The following is a 25,651-nucleotide window of genomic DNA, read 5'->3' as shown; positions in this document are numbered from 1 at the left end:
CGCTCACCTGCCGCCTCCGCGTGGCGAGGCCGGCGGCCAGGCGGGCGCCAGGGCCTGTCGTATGCCGTTGAGTTCGGCAAGCAGTTCTGCAGGCGGTGGGAAGTTCTGGTCGCGTTCGATCATCACGGCCTTGAGGGCGGGCATGCGCGGGACGAAGTCGAGCAGCAGTTCGAGGACCTGGGCCGGGACGGGGTGGCTGTGGGTGTCCAGGAGCACGCCGTCCTGCCAGTAGCCGCCGGCGAGGTGGATCTGCAGCACGCGCTCCAAGGGGATCCGGTCAAGGAAGTCGGCGGCGTCGAACCCCAGGTTGGTCGCGTTGTTGAGCACGTTGGTCAGGTCGAGCAGCAGGTGGCAGTCGGCCCGGGTGACCACTTCGGTGATGAACTCTGCCTCGCTCATGGTGGACCACGGCACACGGAAGTAGTACGAGATGTTCTCCACTGCGAAGGGCCGGTCGAGCTCCTGGGCGACCAGGCGTATGTTCCGAGCGGCGATCTCGGTGGTCTCCGGGGTGAACGCGAGCGGGGTCAGCTGTCCGAGGTTGAGGCCGGGGACCTGGGTGAAGCAGAGGTGGTCGCTGACCCACTCGGGGTCGGTCCGCTCGGCCAGCTGTTGGATCTTCTTGACGTACTCGGTGTCGGGGGGCTGGTCCGTGCCCAGTGACAGGTCGACGCCGTGCAGCAGGATCGGGAATCTGTCGGCCAGTTCGCGGGCCTCCACCGCCTTGTGCGGTGGCATGTCGATGTATTGGTCGGTGATCAGCTCAAGGAAGTCGATCGAGTCGGCCGCGTCGAGGATTGCCTCCCGCAGCTCCTGTCGGTAGCCGAGCCCGACTCCGAGAACGGACGGTTCGCGCATGGTCGCATCACTCCTGCCGGTTCGGGGTCGTCAAGTGACGTGGTGGCAGCCCGGGGCCGCCCTGTCGGGCCGGCGAAGGTGCCCGCGTGGCTCTCGAAGCGCCCGGTTGGGGGCGCGTTCTCGGCCCGGGACCCCGCCGCCGCAAAGCAGCGGATCACCTTCGCCGCCCTATGTCGCCGGTGTTCCCTCACGCGCCGACCAGGTCGTCGCGATCGGGACGGCTCACGCCGCTGCGGGCGAACCGGCCGCGCACACGATGCAGATCAGGCACACGATGCAGTTGGCCACCGCCGCGTTGGATCCGCGGTTCGGCTTCATCGCACGCAGCTCGAACATCGTGTTCTCGCCGCCGAGCGCCTTGGCCGCGTGGTACTTCGCGGCGTCGACACTGCCTCGCACCTCGATCTTCTGGCTCTTGTTCTGGTCGCTCATGTCATTCCCCTTTCATGGTTTCGTCGTTCGCGATCGTCCGGTGTACGGACGGGCTCTGCCGTTCTCCCCGGCGCGCGCCGCGGGCACGGCCGGTGTGCGCCACTGCGTCAGCCGAAGGTGACCACCCCCTCCCAGTAGAGGCCTTCGAGGACGTCGAGGCACTGTGCCGCCGACGTCCGGTCGGAGTGCGGACCGATCGCGTCGTACCGTTCGCGCGCCAGGTGGGCGATCTGATCGACGGTCAGGTCCCCGGCGCGGAGCAGCTCGACGACCCACGCGGTGGGCTCGCTCACCCGCAGTGGCGCCGTCGCCTCGTGGAACAGGACCTTCAGCGGCCCCTCTCCGGCCGGCGCCTCGCGCCCGGCGGCCAGCGCCTCGAGCACCGGTTCCACATCGCAGCTGAACTCGACGATCTCCGCCTGGCCCACGAGTCGTGGCCGCGCCTGGTCGGGCCGTGCGCGCCAGCCGAGTTCCGCTACCGACGGGGTGGTCGGCTTGTCCTTGGTCGCGTCGCGCGTCCACTCATGGATCTTGTACTCGTACCGGCACACCTCGCGGGCCACGACGGCGTGCGGCGGCAGGACACTGAGGAGCAGTTGGCCGACCCTCAACGCGAGGGCGCGCCGGTCCGCCGCGTCGCGATGGCTGCCGTCGACCTGTGCCGCCCGGTGCAGCCGCCGCTCGTCGTCGGCCGTCAGCAAGGCCTGGGTGCGCGGGTAGAGGCCCGGCAGGGCTTGCGCCACCCCGGCCGGGTCGGCACCGGCGGTGTCGGGGTTTCGGCTCGGGGAGGATGAGCCGGTCGGCTCCGCGGCAACGCTGATGAGCAGTTGCTCGAGTTCCCCGACGTAGGACTCATAGGTCGGTTCGTAGTCCAGTTCCACGTGTCCCCGGCGGCCGATGTCCTGGGCCCGCGCGCCGTCCTCGAGCGCGTAGCGCAGGGCCGCCGCGAGTTCGTCGTGGCGGAGCGGATCGGTGACCACGACATTGCGGCGGTCCCGGATCGCGGCCCGGAAGAGCTGCTTTCGCGCGACCTCGGTGGACACGATCAGGCATCCGCCGCAGGCGATGATCTCCGATGGGATGGTCGGAGTGTGCGCCGCGATCGGGAAGTCTCGTTCCAGGAAGGCGACGGCGGTGCAACTGCGGATGAACTCAGGGATGGACCAGTGCGGCATGAACGGGATGAGGTGGACGTGGTCGGCGAGTCCGAGCCGGCCCGCCAGCCGGGTAAAGGCGTCCTGTTGCCATCCCTGTACGGCAGCCGCCAGGTTGAATCTGAAGCCGTCCGAGAACAACCGCCGCATGGCGTGGAGCAGGTCGAACGACCCTTTGAACTCGCCGAGTTTGCCGTAGATCCCGAGGACGGGCAGTCCGCTGTCGACCGGCCGGGCCGGCTCCGGGCCGGTCGCGATCCACTGGGACAGCGGACGGGACGGGCCGACCGGGGTGAAGAGGTCGGTGGGCAACCCGAAGGCGGCGCACGAAGTGATCGCACTCTCGTCCACCCCCGCCTCCAGCAGCCGGGTGCGCGAGGGCCCCCGGGAGATCAGGCGGTTCGCGCCGCGCAGGACTTCGGTGTAGGTGGTCCGCAGCTCCGGTAGCCGCATGAGCCGGTGCAGGTCGCTGCCCGCGTGCTTGAAGACGTACGGCACCCCGGTGAACCGGCTTGCCAGGTGGGCCGCGACTCCGTACGGCTCCAGGTAGTACGAGAAGATCACTTCACAGTCGTGCGCGCGGATAAGCTCGGTTGCCAGGCCTGCCAGCCGGCTGACGGTCGGATTGCCGAGCGGGACGTAGTAGAGCTCGCGCCGATCGGGAGGCTGCGTGCTGGTGACGATCACGCGCCCGCCGCTTTCAGGGAACTCCGGTGCGTAGGCGCCACTCCCGACCCGGTCGGTCTCGGGTATCCGGATCCGGAAGGTCTCCTCCACCTCGTCGGCGTTCGTGACCACGAAGACGCGGTGTCCCCGCTCGGCCAGGCCGCGGGCGGCCCAGTAGCAGTGCATGCTGACCCCGCCCTGGATCGGCGGGTACTTCGTGAGAAAACAGATGTTCATGCCGCCACCCCAAGCGATGCCGAGATCTATCGGGTAGGTTGAGGGCGCCTTACCGGTCGCAGGCCTTGGAATGGGTACCGGTGGCGCGGCAGAAGCCGTCTCTCACAGTGAACCGGAGATCCGGGCGAACGTAAATGGCTCACAAGAGCTAAAGACGATAATATATCTGCGCTACGAGAGCCCGGCGGATGGTCCGCATACGCCGGAGCGTGTACGCACTTCACGCGCCCCGGACGACGAGAATTCGCGGAAAATGACGCCGAGAATCACAACCGTGCCGGCACCGACCATCAGCGTGGCAACGCCAGTACTGTCCGCCGTGACGGGACCCGGCGGGCCACGAGCGCGGAGACTCACCAGGCTTCCGGGCGTTTCTCACCAGCCGGTTCGGTGTCGGCGCTGCAACTCACCTGCTGCCCGGAACGGTTCTCACCGGTTCCCGGGGCGGCTGCTTCGGGTGTGTCAGAACGCGGTGCGGCTCGGGCTCCTGGGGTCACCGTCGGCCCATCGGTCGATGCAGAGGCCAGCGCGGGCCAGCCGCCACCAGGGCCGGGGCGAGCCTCGTCGGCAGTGTCGATCTCCTCGAACCGGTCCCAGTTCCACGCCCCAGAAACACACCCCGGCGCCCCTCCCCCGACCGCTCCAGCGCCGGGGAGACCTCCAGTTCAACCTCACCCGGCTCGAACTGGATCGTCCGGCCGGCGCCGTCGGCCACGGCCTGCCCCAACCGGCCCCGCAGATCACGGATGATCCGACAAGTTCGACCACTGGTCTCCGGTGGCTCGGGTGATGGACCTGGCCTCACTGCAGGACTTCGAGGACACGTGCATGACGGACCTGTCACGGCCGGCAACTCCCGGGCATGAGCGGCACGTTCGGTGTTCGAGGATCTACCGGCGGAGTCGGCGCCCGGCCGGCGGAGGCGATCTGGTCGGATCCCCGCGCCGCCGTCGCCCTGCTCGCCCGGAACCCGGGCGAGGAAAACGGGCCCAGGCGACGGGTCAGGCCAGCGCGTTCGGGGCGGTCCGCGAGACGCACCCGGGACTGCGCAGCAGTGCAACCGGGCTCCCCCCGGAACCGCCGGCAGCCCATCCGGCGCCGGCCGGCTCCGCCTGCGCCTTCCCCGCCGACGTCCCCTCGCCGGCGGCGGCGAGGCTGCGCTCCACCTCCGCCACCGGATCCGCCACGTCGGTCGCCTCGGGCGGGCCCTGCGCGACGGCGTTGCCTCCACGTTCTCGGTCCGGCGGCCGGTGGTGCACTGCGCCGGTGGTACCACCGGAATCTGGCCGTTGCCGAGCCGAATGGAGCGGTCTACGGGACCCGGTAGATCCTGTACTCGATCTGCTTCGCTCCGGCCGGACGCCCTCTGCCACGAAGAGGTTCTGAGTGTGGGTCAGTGGGTCGGCGGGGTGAGGCCATAGCGCTGGACGACGTCGTCGAGCCAGTCGGGGTGGCCGTAGGTCAGCCCGTAGGTCGCGGCCAGTTCGAGGTAGGCGGACCGGTCGGTGGTGCTGTCGACCATCAGGTCGGCGAGGTCGCGGAAGTAGCGTTCGAATCCGCTGGGGATGATGATCTCGATGATGCGGCCGGGGATGTCGCCGGCGTTCCACATCGCGCGCATCTGTCCGCTGGCTGGCCGCCCGGTCTCCCCCCACAGTCCACCGCGGTCACGGCCGGCTGGAGCAGGCGGTCCGGCTACTGCGCGGGGAACTCAGCAGCTCCGGGGGCATGGGGCCGCGGGTGTGCGTCAACTTTTCGGCTCCGGCACGGAGCTGCGGCGATGGCCGCGGTCGAGGTCCCAACGCAACCTGATGGTTGTCAGGCCGTCCAGCTGCGCATAGTCATATGTACCTCTCCGGAACACTTTCGTGCCTCGTAGCACGCACTGATCGGACTTGCGATCCGACTGCCACCGGATCCGGTCATCCCGATCCCGGGATCGGATCAGAACCGGGTCGGGTCGTCCAGCTTCCCGACCTCGGCCCGCCGGCGACCGCTCCCGCCCAGTCCATGGCGGGAGCGGGAGCGGCCCGGCTGGGTGACTGTTCACCTTGCCGGTCCCGTCAGGGGACTACCTGTCCGATCTGGCTCGCGGAGTTCTCGGTGAACCAGAGGTTGCCGTCGGATCCGGTGGTGATTTCCAACGGGCTCGCGCCGGAGGTCGGGATCGCCAGCTCGGAGATCGTCCCCGACGTCGTGATTCGACCGATGTCGTTGCCGGCGTTCTCCGCGAACCACAGGGCGCCGTCCGGCCCGGCGGTGATGCCCCACGGGAACGGGAAGACGGCATCCGTGAGATCGTAGCCGGTGAACACGCCCGCGGTGGTGACCTGTCCGATCTGCGCCGCTCCGGCGTCGGTGAACCACAGGTTGCCGTCCGGGCCGGCGGTGATGCCGATGGGCAGCGAGAGAAGCGAGGGAACCGCGTACTCGGTGATCGTGCCACCGGTGGTGATCTGGCCGATGCTTCCGGAGAGCACTTCGGTGAACCACAGGTTGCCGTCCGGCCCGGCGGTGATGCTCAGCGGGTAGGCGCCAGCGGTCGGGACCGCGTACTCGGTGACCGTGCCGCCGGTGGTGATCCGGCCGATTTGGTTGGCGCCCGGCTCCGCGAACCACAGGGCGCCGTCCGACCCGACGGTGATGCCCCACGGGTAGGCGCCCGAGGTCGGGACCGCGTACTCGGTGACCGTGCCGCCGGTGGTGATCCGGCCGATGTTGCCGGCGTTCGACTCGGTGAACCACAGGGCGCCGTCCGGCCCGGCGACGATATCGGCCGGCCCGGCGCCGGTGGTGGGCACCGCGTATTCGGTGAACGTGCCGGTCGTGGTGACGCGCCCCACCGCGTTCGCGGAGTTCTCGGTGAACCACAGGGCGCCGTCCGGCCCGGCGGTGATGCCGACCGGGGCCGAATTGGCGGTGGGTGTCGCCAATTCGTTGATGGTAGAGGTCAGGCGGGGCTGTGACGCGCTCGGTCGGTGGTGGTTCCCGAGGCAGCGCACGAGCCCCACCGGCCCCCGGTGCCGGAGGCAGGACTTCACCCCCGGGCGCAGGGATCCGGGAGAGTGCGGGGAGCCGGCGAAGGCGACGGTGCCGGGCGCGCCGACCACAGCCGTCAGGGCCAGGACGACGAGCGCACGATAGAGCCGCCTGAAGCGGCCGGGGCGGTGGGACATCAGACACCTTTCCTGAGGACACCGCGGGAGCCGGAGCGCCGACACGACACGCATCACCGACGTCCGGCCCGTAGGCGAGAGAGGCGGTGCAGCCGGTCCGATACCGCGACACGCAGGCTCAGGCCGATATCGCTTTCGCGATCGCGCTGCACACGTACAATCCCCGCTGGGTCGGCGTCAAAAACATGGATTGGAGCGAAATATCAGACTTCGCCCTTCGAGATCCGGTCAAGTGAGTCTCATATGACTTCATTTCGTAAGCCCTTCCGATCGGCGATGATGTGTTCGTTTCCCGATCCGACCGAGTGCAGGACCGGCCCGTCGTGGTCGCATTCGGCTGGTCGAGTGAATGGAGTTTTATTGCTGTGTGCATGCGGATAATCATATGTATCGCCACTGGACGGTAGCTGGGTCATCGCCGTTCCAGGCTTGGACGACGAAGGGAAGCCCATGCGCATCCGATATTCCGTGGTCGCCGGAGTCGCGACCGTTGTCGCTGTCGCCGGAGTGGCCAGCGCCGCACCCGGAGACACGACGGTCACGTTCTCGGTCTCGGGCGGCTCGTTAGCGATCTCCGTCCCGGGCTCGGCGGGCCTGGGAAGCGGCTTGCCCGGAAACACCCTCAGCGGACAACTGGGCAATGTCACAGTCACCGATACCCGAGCCCTGCTCACGGCCGCCTGGACCGCGTCCGTGATCTCCACCAGCTTCAAGACCGGCGGCGGCACGGCCGCGGAGACGATCCCGGCCAGCGCGGTCTCCTACTGGTCGGGAACCGCGAGCTCCACCACCGGCTTGGGCGTCTTCACGCCCGGTCAGGCCACGGCGGGCCAGGCGCAGACCCTCGACGTCAGCCGCACCGCCTACAGCCTCACCGGGGGCACCGGCAACAACTCCGCGACATGGAACCCCACGCTCGTCATCGCGATCCCCAACAGCGCGGTGAACGGCACCTACACCGGGACGGTGACACATTCGATCGCATAGCCCGGCACGCCTGTTGTGTACTGCCGCGGCGGTGCTCGCACTGGCCTTCGGGCCGAGCACGGCCGCGGCCGCCACCCAGCGCGAGACGCCACCTTCCGCCGCCGAGGGCAGCATCGGCCTCAAGCTGCTCGAAGCGCCCCGGGACCGCGAACCCGACCCGCGCGCACACATGTACATCGTGGACCACCTGGCGCCCGGCAGCGTCATCCACCGCCGACTGCAGGTGACGAACACCTCCGACGTCGACCAGCACGTCGACCTCTACGCGGGCTCCGCCGCGGTCAACGGCGGCGCCTTCACCGTCGAAGCCGACCGCACCCCCAACGAGCTCACGACCTGGGTCTCCGTGGACGACTGCGTCTCGGACTCGGATGTGTCCAGTGAGACGACGGGCTGCGGCACGCAGCAGGCGGAAGGGTCCACCCGGCCGTCCACGCCGCCGTCCGCCGCCGTGCGTGACGTCCCGGCGCACGGCACGGCCGTGGTCCGAGTCACCGTCCGGGTGCCGCCGAAGGCGTCCGCCGGCGAACGGTACGCAGTCCTGTGGGCGCAGGTCGCGGGCGCTGCCGGGCCGGCTGCGAACGTCCGCCTGGTCAACAGGGTGGGAGTCCGGATCTACCTCGATGTCGGTCCAGGGGGCGAGCCACCGTCCGACTTCCAGATCGAGGAGCTGACTCCCGCGCGCGCCCCCGACGGCACTCCGAGGGTGGTCGCCAAGGTCCACAACACCGGCAAGCGCGCCCTCGACCTGACCGGATCGATGTCGATGACCGACGGACCGGGGTCCCTCACCGCCGGCCCCTTCACTGCGAACCTCGGCACCACGCTCGGCGTCGGTGAGACCGAGCCCGTTACCGTCCCCCTGGACAAGCAGCTTCCCAACGGCCCCTGGAAGGTCCACCTCACACTGGCCAGCGGTCTGATCCAACGCACCGTCACGGCCACGATCACCTTCCCCAACGGCTCCCAAACCGGCATGTCGGTCACACCGAACGGGACGGAGTCCGCTTCGATGCTGCCGGGCATTGCCGTGGGCGTGTCAGCCGTCGCTCTCCTGGTCGCCTGCGGCTTCCGGATGGCTCGCCGCTGGCGGGCGAGCTGAACCCGACGCGCGCCCGGACCGCGTTCATCGGCGGGGGATCGCGACATCAGGCGACGGAGTGGGTCACGGTGCCCGTATAGGTGCCGTGAACCGCGGCGGCGGGGATGTTGACCACCAGCGTGGGGATCCAGCTCGTGGAGTTACTTCCGCTTCCGCTGGAGGTAAAGGCGGTTCTCGCGCTGCTGAGCGCCTGTTCGGCCGCGGCGTTGCTCTGGCCCGGTGTGGCCGTCACGGTTCCGTTCGTGTTCGTCGCGGCTCCGGACCAGTAGTCGACGTTCGAGGTGGTGATCGTCTCGGCGGCGGTGGCGCCGCCAGTGGTGAAGTTCGTGGCGGACACCGTCGCCGTCCACGAGCTGGTGCTCAGTCCTCGCTGGTCCGAGACGGTCACCGAGCCGAGGGCCGCACTGACGGTGCCACTGGGCGCCGCACTGCCCAGGCCCGCGGGGGCCGGCACGCTGATCGACAACGTGCCCGTGGTCGGAATGACACTGATCTGGGAGCTGTTGCTGCCGTTGGTCTCAACGCTGTCCACGACCGCGCCGGTGAAGCTGGCCTTGCCTCCGGATGCGGCCGTCAGCTTCCCCGCGGCGGTGTAGAGCACGCCGCCGCCGGTGAGCCAGGTGCCGTTTCCCGCGACCGAGACCCCCGCGGTGTTGTTGCGGTCGGCGATGACCGAAAGACCGGTGAAGGCCCCCGTGGTCGGTGCGCTGAAAGTGGTCTTGCCTCCGCTCTGGACGGTGAAGGGCGCACCACTGGTGCCCGCCGCACACGCAGTCGGGTAGGAGGGGCAGGCGAGGTAGATCGTCACTCCCGTGCCGTTCAGCTTCCCGCCGGAGATCGTCAGACCGATGGTGCTGGTGATGACGTACGTGCCGGGATTGAGGGTGAGCATGCCCCCCAGGGACGAGATGCTGGAGTACACCCCCGGACTGATCGTCTGGTTCCCGGAGATGTGGTTGACAGTGGGGAACGGCGGGCTCGGTGTCGTGGGACAGGCCGACGCGGCCGGGCACTGGGCCAGGGAGGCATACGGGTCGGTGCCGGCGGGCTGGTTGGTCGGGGCCGGGCTGTACGATCCGCCGCTCGACGTGGCGAAGCCGCCCGGCGCCGCCGGGCCGCCGATGGTGCCCCCGTTCGCGATGACCGAGGTGGCGCCGCTGACGAGCGCCGCCTGGCTGTTCGTCGAGTTCACCAGAATGCTGCCGGTGACCTGGACACTTCCGGGGTGGACGTACAGAGCGTCCGCGGCGCTCGCGTTGAGGACGCACAAGGTCGCCGTACACGCGGTTGCGGCCCGGGCGGTGTCCAACGGGCCGGTCACGACCCAGGTCAGCGCGGATGCGAGGGCAAGGACCATGGCGCAGACCGCGCGTGGCAGGCGGCATCGTCTACGGGTGCCGATATATCCGCTCGCGACCAGACGGCCGGGACCCGGAACCCGGGACGCGTCAGGGTGACGTGCCGGCGCATCGGCCGGCCCATGACTGCCTCGCACACGTCGGCCACTACCCGCCCGGGCGATGCCCGAGAATCCAATCGCGGGTCTCACCGTCACGTCCACCATCCTCAGCATGGCCAAAAACGTATCAAATGCCACATATTGGACACATGCTCCTGTGTGAGGTCACGCCCCCGTTTAGCGTGTCGGACTCCTGGCCGACGAATGGCTCTGTCCCGTAGTCGGTGGTGACGAAGCGTGATGGGCTCGTCGGCATCACCCGAACTACCTCGCCGTCGCCGGCGCCGCGAAATGCGCGACCCGTGCGTCGGCCTGAACGACCGGCGGCTTCGCGCCCGACACCAACACCACACGGCGGTGGGCGGGACCTCCCCGCCCGCCGCCGCGGCATCTTCACAAGCCGCCCGGCCCACGAGGTCCCGGGCGACTCCCCGCCCTCTCCCCGCTTCCGGAGACAGCACCCGTGCCCCGAAGAACCACCGCGCCAGCACCCCCGACCAGCACGTTCGACGATGGCGAAGCTTCCTGGCCGTCATGTCCGCGCCGTTCTTCGTCCTCGGGTCGAAGCTGGTCGGTGATGCCGTCTCCGTGCTGACCACGTGACGGGGATGCTCGGCGGTGTCCCCGGACCGGCACCGGTGCCCTGCGTCAGCCTGCGAACTCGTGCACGCCCCACCAGCCGCTGGAGTCGTGGTAGAGGCCGATACCGATCTCCTTGTAACGGGGGTTGATCTGAGCGGCGTGGTGCCCCGGGGATTCGGTCCACATCTCCTGGAACCGCTCGGCGGCCTGCTCCCCCGTGAGCGAGGCGTCGCTCCACATGACAATGCACTCTCCGGTCAGCGTCCGGCTACCGGTGAGGCTGGGCCCGGCACCGGAGGCGTTCTCGGAGTGGGCGAACCCGGTCTCGCGCATGTGGCGGGTCCACTGCACGGCGAAGTCCGTCAGGTCGGCCTTGACGACGAGGGCAGGGACGCCGTTGCGGGCACGCTCCTCGTTGATCAGCTTCAACGAGAGCGCCTCGGCACTGCCGGCGGTCCGGTCCGCTCCCGTGGTGTCGGGGCTCGCCGGGGCCGGCGCGGACGTCGTGCGACCGGGGCTCGCCGGGGCGTTGGCCGACGTCGCCCTGTCCGAACTCCGGTGGTCCTCGGACCTGCTCGGGGTCGGAGTCCGGGTCCGGGCCTTCGCCGTGGCCTGGCTGGAGGGGGCCGTGGTGGCTGTCGGACTGGTCGGCGCGGCCGTGGCCGGAGGCGGTGTGGCTCCCTCACTGGTCGCGGAGGCGGACGCCGCCGGGGAGGCGGACGCCGCCGGGGAGGCGATGCCGGTCGCTGCCGCCGTCGCCGGCGGGGCACCTGCCGTGTCCGCAACGTATCCGCCGTTGTCCGGACCGCATGCGCTCAGCACGATGGCTATGGCACCGGTGGCCATGACGACGGCGATCCTCCGCCTACGACGAACGGAATGCATGAAAGGCTCCTGGCTCTTCCTGGCGGCTCGGAGCGGCTGCACGGCCGTGTACTTCCACGCGCGCCGCCCCTGGCCGGCCGACGCCTCTTGCGCCGACATCAGAGGAGACCGGCAGGCTCAGTGGCGATAACAACTAACTGCCGGGCACTTCGCGAGAGGGGGATCACAGCCGTCCTGACGGCCGGCCCGGCAGTCCGCGACCAGATGCTCGGACTCCCCGGCCGGGAGCCCGGCGTAGACGCCAGCGCGGGGTCGGATTCGGGTGGACCGAGAGACGTTGGCCGACCGGGCCCTCGAGTGCGCGCGTACGCCCCGTCCGCGGCCCCGTCTTCCTACTTCGTCCGGGAGGGCGGGGCCTTTCCGATTCGGGTGCGGTGCTCTCGTCAGCGGGACTCGGCGTGCTCCCAGCGGAACAGGACGAGGGCGACCAGGACCGTGCCGGTCGTGAAGGCGAGGAGGGACAGCGCCGGGGTGCGCGGGGCCGTCGTCCCACGGGTCGCGCCGGATCTGTCCCCGTTCCCCTTGACCCGGTCGAGGACGTCCTTGGTGGACAGCGCCCAGGCTCGGGTGTAATCGTCGATGCGGTCAGCGCCGCACTCCTGGGTGAGAAGCATGTCGTAATCCACGGTGAGAGCTGGGGCCGAAGGGACGGAGATGTTGCTCTGGGCGACTCGGTCGGCCTCCTCGCCCCTGCGCTGGGTCCTGCTGCGATACGGCGGACTTCCTGCGGTACGGGGCAGGTGCGGGACACGCTGTGAGCATGCCGGGACGGGCGCTGGGGAGTGCTCGATCGCCCTCGGCGGCCGGCCCGGCCGCATCCTTGGAAGGGGAGCTGGTGTCGGTGCGATCGGGAGCAGCGGAAGGCGCGGTGCTCCAGAGCCTGCTGGACCAGCGGCGGTACCGCGCGCTGGAGCGGGTGGTCTCGGAGCTGGGAGAGGAGTCGCTGCGGTGCGATGCGGCGGCCTGGGTGGTCGTCCTGCGCTCGCTGCTGGAGCGAGGGCTGGTCGGGGCGGCGGCCGCGATGGTCCAGCGCGCCAAGGGGTGCTTCGCCTCGTCCAGCCCGGCCGGCCTGTGGATGCGGTACCCGCCGCTGCTCGCCCAGGCGCCGGAGGCGAAGCCGGGCCTGGCGGCTCAGCTGCTGGCGGATGCCCAGGCGGTGGTCGCTGCCCCGAAGAGCTCCCCGCACGATCGGGCCGGGGCGGCCGAGTTCGCCTGTCTGGTCAGTGCGGTGCTGTTCTCCCTCGAAGGGGGCCGACCGGAGCGCCGGGAGGAGTCACTGCGCCACGCGGCGACCGCCGTACGGCTGTGCCGGGAGGTGGGTGCACCGCGCTCGGCCGAGCGGGTGCAGCGTCGCGCGTTCCGGCTGCTGCGACTTGCACCGGCCGACCCGGGGGGCGCGACAGAGTGGCTGGGGCGGGCGAGGGAGACCGCCCAGGCCCGCGGTGACCTGTGGTCCGTGGCCGAGAGCGACCTCCTCCAGGCCGAGGCCGACCTGGAGGAGATCCTCGAGGCGAACGCCTTCGGGAGCGCTCCTCCTCCGCCGGAGTCCTGGGGCGCGCGAGTACGGGCGCTGGAGGCGGTGGCGGACCGGATCCGCGAGGCAGGCGGAGTCATGGCCCGCGCCCGGGCGCGGTGGACGGCTGCGGACCTGCTGCTGCGGTACGGGGTCCCAGCGGGCGAGGGCATGGCCAGGGCCGCCGTCCGTGGCTTCCGTGAAGGCGGTGACATCGGCAGTGAGCTGTCGGTCCACCAGACTCTGTCGAGCTGGCACCTGGTGCGCGGGGACGCGGCCCGAGCCGAGCGGCACCTGGTCCGCGCGCAGGCCCTCAGCGAGCAGTCGGGAATGTGGGCGGCGGAGAGCGCCCGTCAGGCGGCGTTCCTGGAGGACCTGACCCGGCGCGGCCACTTCGGCCAGACCGAACTGCACACCTCCCCGCAATCGGGCTCGATGCAGGAGTCCGTTGCCCAGGCGGTGCAGCGCAGCGCGGCGCTCTCCCTGATGGGGCTGACCGAGGAGGCTGCGGCGACACTGCGCGAGGTCCAGGACGGGCCGGCGTCGACCGGTCATCCGTCGCCACTGGCGGCGGACGTGGCTCTGTCGCTGGGTACCCACCTGGCGGACTCCGGCCCCGGGGAGGCGGTGTCCGTCCTGCTGCAGGGCGCAGCGCAGGCACACCGGCAGGGCCTGCGGTCGGAGGAGGCGCAGTGCCTGGCCACGGCGGCGTGGGTTGCGGCCGTGGCCGCCGGCCGGGGTGTCCCCGTGTCGTCCCCCGCCGAGATCGAGGAGCGCTTCGCCGCGGCGGAGCGGCTCCTCGGGCAGACGCCGCCCGACCTCGCGGCCCACGTTCAGTTGGTCAAGCTGTGCCACCTCAGGCACCAGGAGGCGTTCATCCGCCGGGACTGGGACGGCTGCGGCCGGTATCTGACGCTCGCCGAGGCGGTCTGCCGCGGCTACGGTCTGGGTCTCCTGCTCGCCGACACGCTCTCGTTCCAGGCCCTGACCCTGATGGAGGTCAACCGGATGGGAGCCGACGCGTATGAGCAGACGAACGCTCTGCTGGCGGAGGCGTCCGAGCTGCGCCGTCGGGCCGGTTACGCGGGCGAGGCGTGGCGCGGTTCCTTCCACCGGGCCGTCAACGCCCTGGAGTCGGGAGACCGGCACCCGGACCAGGAGGTGCGCCGGGAACGCTGGATGGCGAGCGCCCGGCTCCTCGACGCCGCTGCCGTCGCGATCGACCGACTGAGGTCGAAGGCCGCCGTGGCGGACACCGCTCCGGAGCGCGCGCAGGCCGCCAGGATGGCTGCGGTCCGGGGGAAGGAGGAGGTCTACCGGCTGGGCTTCGAACTCCAGCAGTACCGTCTGGGGGACAGCTCTGCCGCCCTGTGGTGGCTGGAGCGGGCCAAGGCCCGGGCGCTGCTCGACGGCGTCGAGGCGCTCGGCGAGTCCGACGAAGGGCGGATCAGCCGGATCCCGCTGCCCGGGCCCGTGACCGTGGCGCGGTTGCGCATCGCGTTGAAGGCGGAGGAGCAGCGCGCGGACGGGCGGCGCGTGCTGCTCGTGCAGTACCGGTGCGTGCCCGCCGGCACGCTGGTGTACGGACTGCGGTCGGACTGGGACGAACCCCGCATGGCCGCGGTGCCGCTGTCGTACGAGGCGCTTGCCGAGTCGGCCCGGATGTGGTTCCAGGTGCCGGGCGGGGTCCGGATGATGATGGAGGACTACGAGGGCGACGTGAGCGACTGGTATCGCCTCGCGCCGCTGGTGTCCCCGCTGGCCGAGTGGTCCGCTCCCGGGGATCTCGTCCATCTGGTGCCGTACGGCTTGCTGCACCAACTGCCGCTGCACACCCTGCCCGTGGACGGCGTCCCGCTGCTGTTGCGCAACCCCGTGTGCTACGCGCCCTCGGCGGCGATCCTGCACGGGCTGTGGCAGCGGCCCAGGCGGGCGGGTGAGGCCAGGCGGGGGCGGGCGGCGGTGTTCGGTGATCCGCGCCAGAACCTGCCCAGGGCGGTGCACGAGGCCCGGGTCGTGGCCGACCTCCTAGGAGTGAAGGCCGAGTTGGGGGCGAACGTTTCACTGGCCCGAGTGCGCGAGGCCCTGCGTGAGGACGGCCTGGTCCACCTCGCCGCCCACGGCGTCCTGTCGGTCGGGGACGGCTTCGAGCGCGGCATGGATCTCGCGGACGGCCGCTTGCGGGCCTCCGCCCTGCTCGGCGGACAGACCGCCGCCTGCGGGACGGTGGTGCTCAGCGGCTGCGAGACCGGGGTCAACGAGCAGCGGCCCGGGGACGAGCCGGTGGGCCTCACGCGGGCCCTGCTGCTCGGCGGCAGCTCGTGCGTGGTGGTCAGCCAGTGGCAGGTCGCCGACGACTCCGCGGCCGAGCTGCTCACCGCCTTCCACGAGGAACTGGGGGCCGGTGCACCGCTGGCCCTGCATCGGGCGGCCCTCAGGTCCGCCGGTGGGCCGGACCCGCAGAGGCACCTCTACCACTGGGGGGCCTTCGTGGTCGTGGGAGACTGGACCTGAACCGGCAGATCGGGTAAATCTGCAGCAGCGCCGGGATGGTTGACCGAGCCTCAGATCTGGAGGAGCTGAAATGGTGGACGTGCCCGACGGCGCAGCCTGCGTCGAGTTCGACATGGAGGTGGACGAGGCGGCGTTGGGCGAGCGGGACGGCGAGTCGGCCGTACTCGACAAGGAGGTACGCCTGTTGGCCAAGGACAACCGGTTCACCTTGAGCCTCGGGCCCGTCGAGCCGGACGCCGGTGCCCCCGCGGGCAGCGTGGTGCTCGAGATTCCCTTGCGGTGCGTCGGCCACCCGCATCCCGAGTGCGAGCTGCACTGGCTGAGCGTCAGCCTGTCGGTCAGGCCCGGCCGGGTGCTGGACCTCAGCCCCGGCTCCGAGGTCGCGGACCAGCCCGTCAAGGTGGTCAGGAAGCGCACCGGCGGGCTCTCCTTCGACAAGACGGTGACCAAGCTGGCCCCCGAGATCGCGCGTGAACGCAGCACGGAGCAGGACGTCTACTTCCCCACGCTCCAGGCGAGCGGGAAGGACATGCAGCTGGCCAAGTGGACGTTCGAGCGCGCGGGCGAGACCCCGCTGCGCGCCGACCGCGAACTGAGCGTCCTGGCCGGCTTCGCGGACACCGGTGTACCTGAGGACCTGCAGGTGACCCTCCGCGCGAAGGTAACGGTGCGCGGCTGGCAGGGGACGATCCCGCTGCTCGGCAAACGGAAGGTCGCGTTCAATCCCCGGCTCAAGCTGAGCGGTTCGTCCGACTGAACGGTCCAAGTTCACCCTCCGGCCCGGCCGGACAACTGATCTTCGGCGGGTCGAGGGGCGGTGCTTGCTGGTCGATGAGCGCGAGTAGCTGACCGGGGCCGCCTCTCATCCCCCGGTAGCTCCGTCGATGCGTTCGCGGAGGAGGTCGGCGTGGCCGTTGTGGCGGGCGTACTCCTCGATCACGTGGGTGAGGATGTAGCGGAGCGAAAAGACGTCCCTACCGAAGTGACCGGTGGTGTCGAGGGATTCGGCGGCGTCCACGATGGCGTTGGATCGGGCACGCTCCTCGTGCCAGATCTCGAACGCTTCGGCCGGGTCTGCGGTGTCGACACCGAATGCACCGCCTTCGCTACGGGGCCAATGGGGCTTGGTGTGCTCGCCGTGAAGCACGTTGCGGCACCGTGGGGGGTTCTCGGCGAGGACGAAGCCACCCCGTCGTGGCTGGGCACAGCCTCCACCCGCTGATCGCCCGCGGGACGTCGTCGCCTCCCCGGACCTCGACCGGGGCCCTGGGAGCCGACGTCGACTGCCCGACCGCGCGCACCGCTCCCCGTTGCCGCCACGCGGTCGGACTGAACGCGTACCACCGCGGCGTCAGTCATTCGTCATGTAACCGTCAGGTTTCGGTAACATGACCAACTATTGATCGAACGTCACAAAGTACATAGCTTCACGATGTCCGGCCTCACGGCGTCCAGCCGACAGGCCACGCTTCATCGATCCGCCGTCGCGCGTTCCGCGCAGATTGGGTGAACAGCGCTGATACGAAATCCGGCCGTCAGTGCCGCTGCCGTGAACTCCCCTCCGCCGGGCCCGAGAACCACTCGTGGAGCGGTCGCCGGGCTGGTCCCGGAATCCAGAGAGCGACCGGAGGCGGCCACCGCTGCGACCTGCCGGATGTCCGAACCGGTACGGGTGTTGGCGACGTCAACGCGGCCGACGACGACTCCACCCACGCTGTCACCATGGTCCGACTTTCAATCACCCACGGCATCTGCTGACCGCTTTCGCCCACCCTCGCCGTCCCTCGGCCGAATGCGCGGCATCAATGTCGCACTTTCAGCATCGTAAGGATCACGAAAGAGACGAACATGGCCACTTCTGAGACCAGTGCCGCCCTCGACATCGCCTACCGATGCGACGACACCACCCGCCCGATCCTCGACCAGATCGCCGACAAGTGGTCGATGGCCGTGCTCACGGTCCTCGACGAGCCCAAGCGGTTCAACGAGATCAAGCGTCACCTCGACGGCGTGACCCAGCGGGTCCTCACCCAGACCCTGCGCCGCCTGGAACGCAACGGGATGATCGTGCGACGCGTGCTGCCGACCTCGCCGGTCGGCGTCGAGTACTCCCTCACCCCGCTCGGCAGCTCCCTGTGGGAGCCTTTCAGCCAGTTGTGCGCCTGGACGGTCGCGAACACGGACCAGATCCGGGCACATCAAATGGAATACGACCGGCGCATGCACGACTGTCGCAGCTCCGACCCCGGAGCTGGTTCGACGCCCCGGTAGTTCTCCGACGACCGTGCCGGACGTGCCCGGGGTACCTCCCGCCGCCGAGCCGGCCAGTCGCACCAGCGGTTGACATTTGTCACTCGGGGCCGGTGACGCGGCGTCACTACCGACGGTGGTCGACGGGCGGGAGCGTAGTGACCATGGGAACGACACAGGCCGTGATGACAGCCGAGGGGCTACGGTACCGGTACGGGGAGACGGTCGCGCTGGACGGCGTGGACCTGCGGGTCGATCCCGGGGAGTGCGTCGCACTGCTCGGGCCGAACGGGGCCGGCAAGTCGACCCTCGTCACGATAGCCGTCGGGCTGCTCGCGCCCCAGCACGGGACCGTACGGATCCTGGGCGGGGATCCGCGCCGCGCGGTGACCCGTCGGCGGCTGGGCGTGGCGCAGCAGACGCTGGGCTTTCCGAACACGCTGACCGTGAACGAGCTGGTGACCGGTGCCGCGGTCCGCGGTGGGCTGCGGGCGTCGGCGGCCGGTCCGGTCCTGGCGGAACTCGGGCTGACCGAGCTGAAGGGCAGGCGGGTGTCGAAGCTCTCCGGCGGCCAGAAGCAGCGCGTGCAGCTGGCGATGGCGCTGGTCACCGAGCCGGTCCTGCTGGTGCTGGACGAGCCGACGGTCGGCCTGGACACGAACGCCCGGCGGCACTTCTGGCAGATCCTGGCGCGCCGCCGGGAGCAGGGCGCCGCGGTGCTGGTGACCACGCACCTGATCGAGGAGTCGGCCGCGGTGGCGGACCGGGTGGTGGTGCTCGATCGCGGCCGGATCCTGGCGGACGCGCCGCCGGATGAGCTGGTGTCACGGTTGCCGGACCGCACGGTGACCGTCAGGACCGGCCTCGACCACGACGAACTGCACCGGTTGCCGGGCGTCCTGTCGGTCGCGCCCGAGCACGACCTGGTGAGGATCCAGACGCGCACCCCCGAGGACCTGCTGCGCGTGCTGCTCGACCGGGATCCGGATCTGTCGGAGTTGCGGGTGCGGGACGCGGGCCTGGAGGAAGCCGTGCTCGCTCTGACGGACCGAGCGGAGGCGGCGTGAACGCGGTGACGGCACGGATCTTCGGGGTCGAGTTGCGGGACGAACTGCGGGCGATCGTGCGGGAGCCGACCTCGCTGTTCTTCAGCATCCTCATGCCCGTCGGGTTCTTCGTCCTGTTCAACCTGGTGTACGGGCACGACACCACACAGGGGCTCTCGGCCGGTACGGCCATGGTGGCCACCTTCGGCACCTACGGGGTGATCACCGTGGCCGCCCTGCAGCCGGGCATCGGGGTGGCGCAGGACCGGGACCTGGGCTGGCTGCGTATGAAGCGGGTCTCGGCGGTGCCGATCGGGATCAGCCTCGCCGCGAAGGCCGCCGCCGCGCTGCTCTACGGGGTGGGCGTGCTGGCGCTGATGGGAGTGGCGGCCGCGGCGTTCGGCACGCTGCACGCCTCGGCCTGGGCGCTGCTGCGCGTCGCGGCGGTGCTGCTGCTGGGCACCGTCCCGTTCACGCTGTTCAGCGTGGCCGTCGGGCTGCGGTTCCGCACGGGGGCGACGATCGCGCTGCTCAACGCGGTGCTGTTCCCGCTGGCGATGCTGTCCGGGCTGTGGATCCCGATCCAGTTCCTGCCCTCGGCGGTACGGCACATCGCGGAGTTCCTGCCCACGTACCACCTCGCGCAGCTCGGGCTCGCCCAACTCGGCGGCGGCACCGTGGTGATCCACGTGCTCGCCCTGCTGGTCACCACCGCGGTGGCCACCGCGGTGGCCACCATGTCCTATCGTCGTGCGCGGATATGACTACTGTTGACGCCCCCGTTCCCGGGTCCGTGGCCGCTCGGCTGCGGACCTGGGACTGGGTCTACCTCGGCTACCTGCTGTTCGTGCTGGCGCAGCCCTACTTCTCACCGGATCCGCGGTGGTGGGAGTGGCCGCTGGCGATCGCGGTGTGCGCGGCCACCGCCGTGCTGTGGGCGGCTGCGCTGTTGCGCGGCCCGTCCGCGAGCCACATCTGGTCGTCGATCGTGCCGATGGCCGCGATCGGCACACTGACCGCGCCGTTCAACACCAACGCGAGCGTGCTGTTCATCTACGCGGCGGCCGTCGCGGGCGACACGCTGCCGTGGCGCGACGCCCGGCTGTGGTTCGCGGGTCTGACCGTGCTGGACAGTGTCACGGCGCTGGTGTCGCAGGTCCCGATGCCCTACCGGCTGTGGGGTTTCGTATCGGCGCTGTTGCTGATCTGGGTGATCGGGCTGCTCGAACTCAAACAGCGTGACCGGCGTCAGGAGCTGGAGAACGAGCGGCTACGCACCTCGCAGGTCGAACTGCTCGCGACCATCACGGAACGCGAACGGATCGCGCGTGACCTGCACGACCTGCTCGGGCATTCACTGACCGCGGTGGTGATGCGGGCGCAGCTGACCAAGGAACTGGTGCTGGCCGACCCGCAGCGGGCGCGCGCCGAGGCCGAGGAGATCGAACGCAACGCGCGGGAGGCCCTGGCCGCGGTGCGCAGCACGGTCACCGGCTGGCGGCAGACCAACATCCGTGCGGAGCTGGAGGCGGCGCGGCGAGCGCTGGCCGGGACCGGGGTGACCTTGCGGGTGGACTTCGAGGACGGGCTGATCCTGATCGCGGCCGCCGAGCACGCGTTGGGGCTGGCGTTGCGGGAGGCGGTGACGAATGTGGCCCGGCATGCGCGGGCGTCCGCCTGCCACATCGGACTGGACACGGACGGAGAGCGGGTGCGGCTGGTGATCGCGGACGACGGGATCGGCGGCGAGGCTCCGGAGGGCACCGGACTGACCGGGCTGCGGGAGCGGATCGCGAAGCTCGGGGGCGCGGTGCAGCGCACCGGCTCGGCCGGCACGACGCTGACCATCACGGTGCCGGTCGAGGTGGCCCGATGATCCGGGTGGTGCTGGCCGAGGACCAGGGCATGGTCCTGGGCGCGTTCGCGTCCCTGCTGGACCTGCAACCGGACATCACGGTGGTGGCGACCGCGACCAACGGCGACGACGCGCTGGCCGCAGTGCGCGAGCACCGCCCGGACGTCCTGGTGACCGACATCGAGATGCCCGGCCGCACCGGTCTGGACCTGGCGGTGGAGCTGAACGCCCTGGGTGACCCCACGCGGGTGCTGATCGTGACCACGTTCGCGCGCAGTGGCTACCTGCGGCGCGCGGTCGACGCCGGGGTGGCCGGGTACGTCCTCAAGGACGCGCCGATCGGCGAACTGGCGGCGGCCCTGCGCCGGGTGCACGCCGGCGAACGGGTGGTCGCGCCGGAACTGGCGGTGGCCGCGTGGGACGCGGCCGATCCGCTGACCGACCGGGAACGCGAACTGCTGCGCGCGGTCTCGGAGGGGGCGAGCAACGCCGAGATCGCGGCGCGGCTGTTCCTGGCCGAGGGCACCGTGCGCAACTACCTGTCCAGTGCCATGGCCAAGCTGGGCGCGCGAAACCGGACGGATGCGGCCAGGACCGCGATGACGCGCGGCTGGCTCTGACCCGGATCCGCGCAGGTTGGCCAAGGCCCGGCCGGTCGAGCCCGGTGGCGGGCCGCCGGCCGGGTCAGGCGGTGAGCGGGTGGGCCGCCGGCGGGGTCAGGCGGTCAACGGGTGGGCCGGCAGCCGGTCGGGCAGTGCGAACAGCAGGTCGTGCAGCGGCCGGCCGGTGCCGTGCCAGATCGACAGCGCGTACACGCTGATCGGGTAGTGGACCCAGCGCGGCGGCGCCCACACCGTGCCGCGCACGGTGCCCCCCTGCCCGGTCGCGTCGAGGCTCGACGGCACGTCGCCGGAGGTGACGAGCAGGTCCCAGGCCTGCCGCGGCACGGCGAACCGCGCCTCGTCGAGGTCCCCGCGCATGCTCGCGCGCAGGATCGTCGTCGCCGCGATGTCGAGCGTCAGCGCGCCGTCGACCAGCACCCGGTCGACTCGGAATCCGGAGTCGGCCAGCTCGGCGCACAGCCAGTCGACCGCGGCGTTGAGCAGGTCCGTCGTGGCGCGCTCGGTGGTGATCGCGCGGCACAGCAGCGCCTGGAAGTGCACCTCTTCGGGCACGACGACCCGGTCGCCGATGACCGTCCTGAGCAGCGCCATGTCCACGGCGGTCGGTTCCTCGTGGGCGGCGGCGACGTTGCGGGCGACGGCGCGCAGGAACGGGTCGGCGCAGTCGTCGAGCAGGAACGTCCAGAGTTTCCCGCACAGTTCGACCATCCGGACACCGGTGGTCGAGTGGATGACGCGTAGCGCGCAGCGCAGCAGGATCTTCTGGAACAGCGTCATGGCCACCCGGAACCCCATGCCGTGCACCCATTCCTCGACGGTCATGGTGTCGTGCGCGACGACGACGTCGGCGACTAGGTCGGGATTGGTGACGTCGCAGGGCATCCAGCGCGTCGTCACCTTGTGCTTTTCCTGGAAGGACTCCCGCGAGTAGTCGGTGTTGTTCAGCAGGAGCAGCGGGTAGATCACCGGCGATCCGCCGGCGGTCAGCACCTCCTCGACACCGTCGAGGTACGACTCGTAGGTCTCGCCGGGCAGGCCCCAGATCAGGTCGGTGTAGGTGGGCACGTCGAGATCGCGGAACCGGGAGAGCAGCCGACGGTAGTGGTCGGTGCGGATGTTGGCCCGGTTGGCGATCTTCAGCACCTCCGTGTCGAAGGACTGCGCGGACAGCGTGATCGCACCGGTCAGGTCGGCGGCGTGCAGCATGCTCGCGATCTCCACGATGCGATCGTTGCCGTTCTTCGCCCAGTTCGTGCTGATGATCAGCCGCTTGTCGTGGCGCCGGCAGAGTTCCACGATGTGCTCCGCGATCTGCCGGTCGCGGGCGAGGATGCCGAAGTTCGCGTCCGCGATGAAGAGAGTCGCGTCCGTGGGCATCAGCCGGATCAACCGGTCCAGTTCGGCGAAGATCCGGTCGAGATCGAACTGCCGCACCTTGGAGTTCGTCGCGCCGCCCCAGTAGCAGAACGCGCACTTGTACGGGCAGCCCCGGTTGGTCTCGTAGACGATCATGGACGAGCCCGCGATTTCCTCGTCGGAGTACACCGGGGTGAGGATCGGTGAGGCGACCTGCTCCAGATCGGTGATGCGGTCCGCGTCCGGGTTGGTGACCACGACGCCGTCGGACCAGTGGCTGATGCCGGGGATCGCGGCGAGGTCGCCGTCGACGAGGAAGCAGTGCATCAGGTCTCGGAAGCGCAGTTCGCCTTCGCCGTGCACCAGCACGTCCACCCAGGGGGCCTCGGTGAAGAGTGGATCCTGCTGGTGGCTGACGTCGTTGCCGCCGACCACGACACGGCAGTTCGGCCACCGCTGCTTCACCTGGCGGGCCAGTTCCAGGGACTGGGCGCGGTTCCAGAAGAACACGGTCAGCGCGACGACGAACGGCTCGTCCCAGGAGTCGAGCAGCTCCGTCATCGCCTGCACGCCACCGCTCTGCTCGCGCACGCTGATCCGGAAGTCGCAGCTCTCGTCGAGGACCGGGTCAGCGACCGAAGTCGCCTTGAGATAGCCGAGAGTGACGCTGTACCGGACGCCGTGCATCGCGGTGAACTCGACGAGCTGTACGGACTTCTTCCTGGCGGGCGCCGGTGCTGACGGCCGGCCGGCGGTGGCAACGTGGATCGTGTCCATCGTGGAGGTCATAGCTGCACATCCGTACACAGTCGGGTGGAGTGGACGTTCCGCACGCGGAAGTGGCACGTGGCTCGACCGCCTCGGCGCGACGGGGAGTCGTCGCCTCTCCTGCCTCGAGGTCACTGACGGAGCCGGCCCTCGCCGTTCCGCGCGATTTCCCGCATCGATGCCCGTCCGGAGGTGCGGCGGCTTTCCTATTCCAGGGTCGTCTCGCGACTTTCCGGACACTCACCCCGGCAGCAAGGAGCCGGCCGCACACATGTCGGCAACGGATATACACCGTTGCAGCGCCGGACAGAGGCGTCAATAACGCACTCCTGGCATCCTAGGTATCTCCGGGGATACTTGCGCGAGCCCGAATGAATTTGAGCTTCCGTTGAGCTTTTGAGCCTGCACTGGGCTTGGCCACCTGAATATTGACGACCCCGCAGGCCCGATGTAGCGTCAGCTGCGAAACACCCCGACGGCGCCGAGCGGCCCCGAATCGTGCGGGTGTTAACCCCAGCCGCCGATCTGGCGAATATCCGGTTGTTAGGGAGTGGTATCGGTGCGCTTCGGGCTTTCCTTTCTTCCCGACTGCACGCCGGAGACGAAATCTCCGCAGACTTATTTCAGCGACGCGCTGGAATTGTCGGTCCGGGCCGAGGCGGGCGGACTGGACTCCGTCAAGATGACCGAGCACTACCTCCACCACTACGGCGGATACTGCCCGAGTCCGCTGGGTTTCCTGTCCGCCGTGGCCGCCCGAACGAGTTCGGTCCGGCTGATGACCGGCTGCGTGCTGCCGGTCTTCCACCACCCGATCCAGCTGGCCGCGGAAGCCGCACAGGTGGACGCGATCAGCGGCGGCCGGCTCGACGTGGGCTTCGCGCGGGCTTACCTGCCCGACGAGTTCGACGCGCTTGGCGTGGAGATGGACGAGAGCACCGACCGGTTCCGCGAGACCATCCGCGCGGTGCGGCGGATCTGGACCGAGGAGAAGGTCAGCGAGCAGACGCCGTTCTTCTCCTATCGCGACGTGACCGGACTGCCGCGGCCCACCCAGCGGCCGCATCCGCCGATGTGGGGTGCCGCGGTGCGCACCCCGGAGAACTTCGCCTGGCTGGGCACGGAAGGGCTGGGGCTGCTGATCACCCCGATGATCTCGCCGCACGAGTTCCGTGACCACCTGACCCTCTACCGCGACGCGTTCCAGGCCACGCACGGCGGCTCCGGGCTCCGCCCCCGGGTCACGGCCAGCCTGCCGCTGGTGGTCGCCGAGACCGACGAGCGCGCGGAGGAGATCGCCACGACCTACCTGCGTCGCTACCTGGACGTGTGGGCGGAGGCCGTGAACCCGTGGGACCGCCGGGAATCCTCGGCCTACCGCGGCTACTCCGGATTCGGCTGGATGCTGCGCGGCCTGCAGCCCGCCAAGCTTTTCACCGAAGGCGGTGCGATCGTCGGTTCACCGGCCACGGTCATCGACCGCATCCGCGCCTTCAACAACCACATCGGCGGCGTCGACGAAATCCTGTGGCAGATCGATTTCGGCGCGATGCCGCTCGCCGAGGCTGGGCAGACCCTGGAGCTTTTCTGCGACAAGGTTCTGCCCGAGGTGAAATCACTGTGACTGTTGCCTCCTCGAAACAGGGGAGGCAGCACCGAGAAAAGAATGGGGGTGAATGCACATCATGGAGGGTTTCGACGACCTGGTGCTGGACGACAGCGCCTTCGAGCTGGTGGACCTGGGCGAGGTGGTGCCCGCGTCGGTGACGGCCGGCTACGGCCTGACCGAGCTGTCCGCTTCCGGCGGCCAGAGCAGCTGCTGCTGCTGCTGCCCGTGCTGCTCCTGCACCTGATCCGGTGCGGCGATGACCACTGATCGGCATCGAACGGGAAGGGAGGTGAATGCACGTCATGGAGGGTTTCGACGACCTGGTGCTGGACGACAGCGCCTTCGAGCTGGTGGACCTGGGCGAGGTGGTGCCCGCGTCGGTGACGGCCGGCTACGGCCTGACCGAGCTGTCCGCTTCCGGCGGCCAGAGCAGCTGCTGCTGCTGCTGCCCGTGCTGCTCCTGCACCTGATCCAGGTGCTGATGTCCCCGGCACCTGTGCTCTAGCCGGTGCGTGTTCGTGAACGGGGACCGGGTGGCTCTCGGTCCTTCTCCTGACCAGGCATCAACGAAGGCGTGAA

23 protein-coding genes are annotated in these 25,651 nt (G+C 70.0%); 12 read left to right on the top strand and 11 right to left on the bottom strand.

Annotated features, from left to right (window positions below; translation table 11 throughout):
* Positions 1–3: 3 nt before the first annotated feature.
* The 6 genes from O1G21_RS33715 to O1G21_RS33695 form a co-directional block, all read right to left on the bottom strand.
* A complete protein-coding gene (locus tag O1G21_RS33715; protein ID WP_270149044.1) occupies positions 4–858 on the bottom strand; it encodes a DUF692 domain-containing protein in 855 nt (284 codons plus the stop codon).
* A gap of 222 nt (positions 859–1,080) precedes the next feature.
* Complete coding sequence (locus O1G21_RS33710; RefSeq protein WP_270149043.1) at positions 1,081–1,290, bottom strand: hypothetical protein; 210 nt, start codon at positions 1,288–1,290, stop codon at positions 1,081–1,083.
* Positions 1,291–1,397: 107 nt separating this feature from the next.
* Complete coding sequence (locus O1G21_RS33705) at positions 1,398–3,347, bottom strand: glycosyltransferase (protein WP_270149042.1); 1,950 nt, start codon at positions 3,345–3,347, stop codon at positions 1,398–1,400.
* 493 nt (positions 3,348–3,840) lie between these two features.
* Positions 3,841–4,152: a trypco2 family protein gene (locus tag O1G21_RS41865; protein WP_405000748.1), complete on the bottom strand. Its 312-nt coding sequence runs from the start codon at positions 4,150–4,152 to the stop codon at positions 3,841–3,843.
* Positions 4,153–4,740: 588 nt separating this feature from the next.
* A complete protein-coding gene (locus O1G21_RS33700; RefSeq protein ID WP_270149041.1) occupies positions 4,741–4,968 on the bottom strand; it encodes a hypothetical protein in 228 nt (75 codons plus the stop codon).
* 442 nt (positions 4,969–5,410) lie between these two features.
* Positions 5,411–6,280, bottom strand: coding sequence for a Vgb family protein (locus O1G21_RS33695; protein ID WP_270149039.1), 870 nt, complete (start codon positions 6,278–6,280; stop codon positions 5,411–5,413).
* Positions 6,281–6,952: 672 nt separating this feature from the next.
* Between O1G21_RS33695 and O1G21_RS33690 the strand changes: the two genes are divergently transcribed.
* A complete protein-coding gene (locus tag O1G21_RS33690; RefSeq protein ID WP_270149037.1) occupies positions 6,953–7,510 on the top strand; it encodes a hypothetical protein in 558 nt (185 codons plus the stop codon).
* A 31-nt stretch (positions 7,511–7,541) separates the two neighbouring features.
* Positions 7,542–8,612: a peptidase gene (locus O1G21_RS33685; RefSeq protein ID WP_270149036.1), complete on the top strand. Its 1,071-nt coding sequence runs from the start codon at positions 7,542–7,544 to the stop codon at positions 8,610–8,612.
* Positions 8,613–8,658: 46 nt separating this feature from the next.
* Here the strand turns inward: O1G21_RS33685 and O1G21_RS33680 are convergent, their stop codons facing one another.
* From O1G21_RS33680 to O1G21_RS33670, 3 genes are all read right to left on the bottom strand, one after another.
* A complete protein-coding gene (locus tag O1G21_RS33680; RefSeq protein WP_270149035.1) occupies positions 8,659–10,185 on the bottom strand; it encodes an autotransporter outer membrane beta-barrel domain-containing protein in 1,527 nt (508 codons plus the stop codon).
* Between the two features lie 534 nt (positions 10,186–10,719).
* A complete protein-coding gene (locus O1G21_RS33675) occupies positions 10,720–11,082 on the bottom strand; it encodes a CAP domain-containing protein (RefSeq protein ID WP_270149033.1) in 363 nt (120 codons plus the stop codon).
* 839 nt (positions 11,083–11,921) lie between these two features.
* A complete protein-coding gene (locus O1G21_RS33670) occupies positions 11,922–12,152 on the bottom strand; it encodes a hypothetical protein (protein WP_270149031.1) in 231 nt (76 codons plus the stop codon).
* Between the two features lie 227 nt (positions 12,153–12,379).
* Here O1G21_RS33670 and O1G21_RS33665 point away from each other — a divergent pair, with 227 nt between their 5' ends.
* Both O1G21_RS33665 and O1G21_RS33660 read left to right on the top strand, forming a co-directional pair.
* A complete protein-coding gene (locus O1G21_RS33665; protein WP_270149029.1) occupies positions 12,380–15,565 on the top strand; it encodes a CHAT domain-containing protein in 3,186 nt (1,061 codons plus the stop codon).
* A 70-nt stretch (positions 15,566–15,635) separates the two neighbouring features.
* On the top strand, positions 15,636–16,322 hold the full coding sequence (locus tag O1G21_RS33660) for a hypothetical protein (RefSeq protein WP_270149028.1): 687 nt from the start codon (positions 15,636–15,638) through the stop codon (positions 16,320–16,322).
* A 105-nt stretch (positions 16,323–16,427) separates the two neighbouring features.
* Here O1G21_RS33660 and O1G21_RS33655 read toward each other — a convergent pair whose 3' ends face one another.
* Positions 16,428–16,712: a mycothiol transferase gene (locus O1G21_RS33655; RefSeq protein WP_405000747.1), complete on the bottom strand. Its 285-nt coding sequence runs from the start codon at positions 16,710–16,712 to the stop codon at positions 16,428–16,430.
* Between the two features lie 701 nt (positions 16,713–17,413).
* On the opposite strand from O1G21_RS33655, the gene O1G21_RS33650 reads away from it, so the two are divergent.
* The 5 genes from O1G21_RS33650 (at position 17,414) to O1G21_RS33630 (ending at position 21,336) form a co-directional block, all read left to right on the top strand.
* Entirely contained in the window at positions 17,414–17,836 is a 423-nt protein-coding gene (locus O1G21_RS33650) for a winged helix-turn-helix transcriptional regulator (protein ID WP_270149027.1), read from the top strand.
* A gap of 143 nt (positions 17,837–17,979) precedes the next feature.
* Positions 17,980–18,882 carry an ABC transporter ATP-binding protein gene (locus O1G21_RS33645; RefSeq protein ID WP_270149026.1) on the top strand — a complete coding sequence of 301 codons (903 nt, stop codon included), beginning with the start codon at positions 17,980–17,982 and terminating at the stop codon, positions 18,880–18,882.
* Entirely contained in the window at positions 18,879–19,625 is a 747-nt protein-coding gene (locus tag O1G21_RS33640; RefSeq protein WP_270149025.1) for an ABC transporter permease, read from the top strand. The genes O1G21_RS33645 and O1G21_RS33640 overlap by 4 nt, the downstream gene beginning before the upstream one ends.
* The gene (locus O1G21_RS33635; protein WP_270149024.1) at positions 19,622–20,737 is read left to right on the top strand and encodes a sensor histidine kinase; all 1,116 of its coding nucleotides are present in this window, start codon (positions 19,622–19,624) and stop codon (positions 20,735–20,737) included. Before O1G21_RS33640 ends, O1G21_RS33635 begins: the two co-directional genes overlap by 4 nt.
* Positions 20,734–21,336, top strand: a complete 603-nt coding sequence (locus tag O1G21_RS33630) for a response regulator transcription factor (RefSeq protein WP_270149022.1) — start codon at positions 20,734–20,736, stop codon at positions 21,334–21,336. Before O1G21_RS33635 ends, O1G21_RS33630 begins: the two co-directional genes overlap by 4 nt.
* Positions 21,337–21,432: 96 nt before the next feature.
* On the opposite strand, the gene O1G21_RS33625 is transcribed toward O1G21_RS33630, so the two are convergent.
* A complete protein-coding gene (locus O1G21_RS33625; protein WP_270149020.1) occupies positions 21,433–23,472 on the bottom strand; it encodes a radical SAM protein in 2,040 nt (679 codons plus the stop codon).
* Between the two features lie 550 nt (positions 23,473–24,022).
* Between O1G21_RS33625 and O1G21_RS33620 the strand changes: the two genes are divergently transcribed.
* The 3 genes from O1G21_RS33620 to O1G21_RS33610 are packed head-to-tail and all read left to right on the top strand — an operon-like array spanning position 24,023 to position 25,542.
* Positions 24,023–25,087: an LLM class flavin-dependent oxidoreductase gene (locus tag O1G21_RS33620; protein WP_270149018.1), complete on the top strand. Its 1,065-nt coding sequence runs from the start codon at positions 24,023–24,025 to the stop codon at positions 25,085–25,087.
* A gap of 52 nt (positions 25,088–25,139) precedes the next feature.
* On the top strand, positions 25,140–25,316 hold the full coding sequence (locus tag O1G21_RS33615; RefSeq protein ID WP_270149016.1) for a thiomuracin/GE37468 family thiazolyl RiPP peptide: 177 nt from the start codon (positions 25,140–25,142) through the stop codon (positions 25,314–25,316).
* Positions 25,317–25,365: 49 nt separating this feature from the next.
* The gene (locus O1G21_RS33610) at positions 25,366–25,542 is read left to right on the top strand and encodes a thiomuracin/GE37468 family thiazolyl RiPP peptide (protein ID WP_270149015.1); all 177 of its coding nucleotides are present in this window, start codon (positions 25,366–25,368) and stop codon (positions 25,540–25,542) included.
* Positions 25,543–25,651: the final 109 nt, after the last annotated feature.

Origin of the sequence: Kitasatospora cathayae (assembly GCF_027627435.1) — a bacterium.
Taxonomy (GTDB): Bacteria; Actinomycetota; Actinomycetes; order Streptomycetales; family Streptomycetaceae; genus Kitasatospora; species Kitasatospora cathayae.
This window is presented reverse-complemented; position numbering and strand designations above follow the sequence as displayed.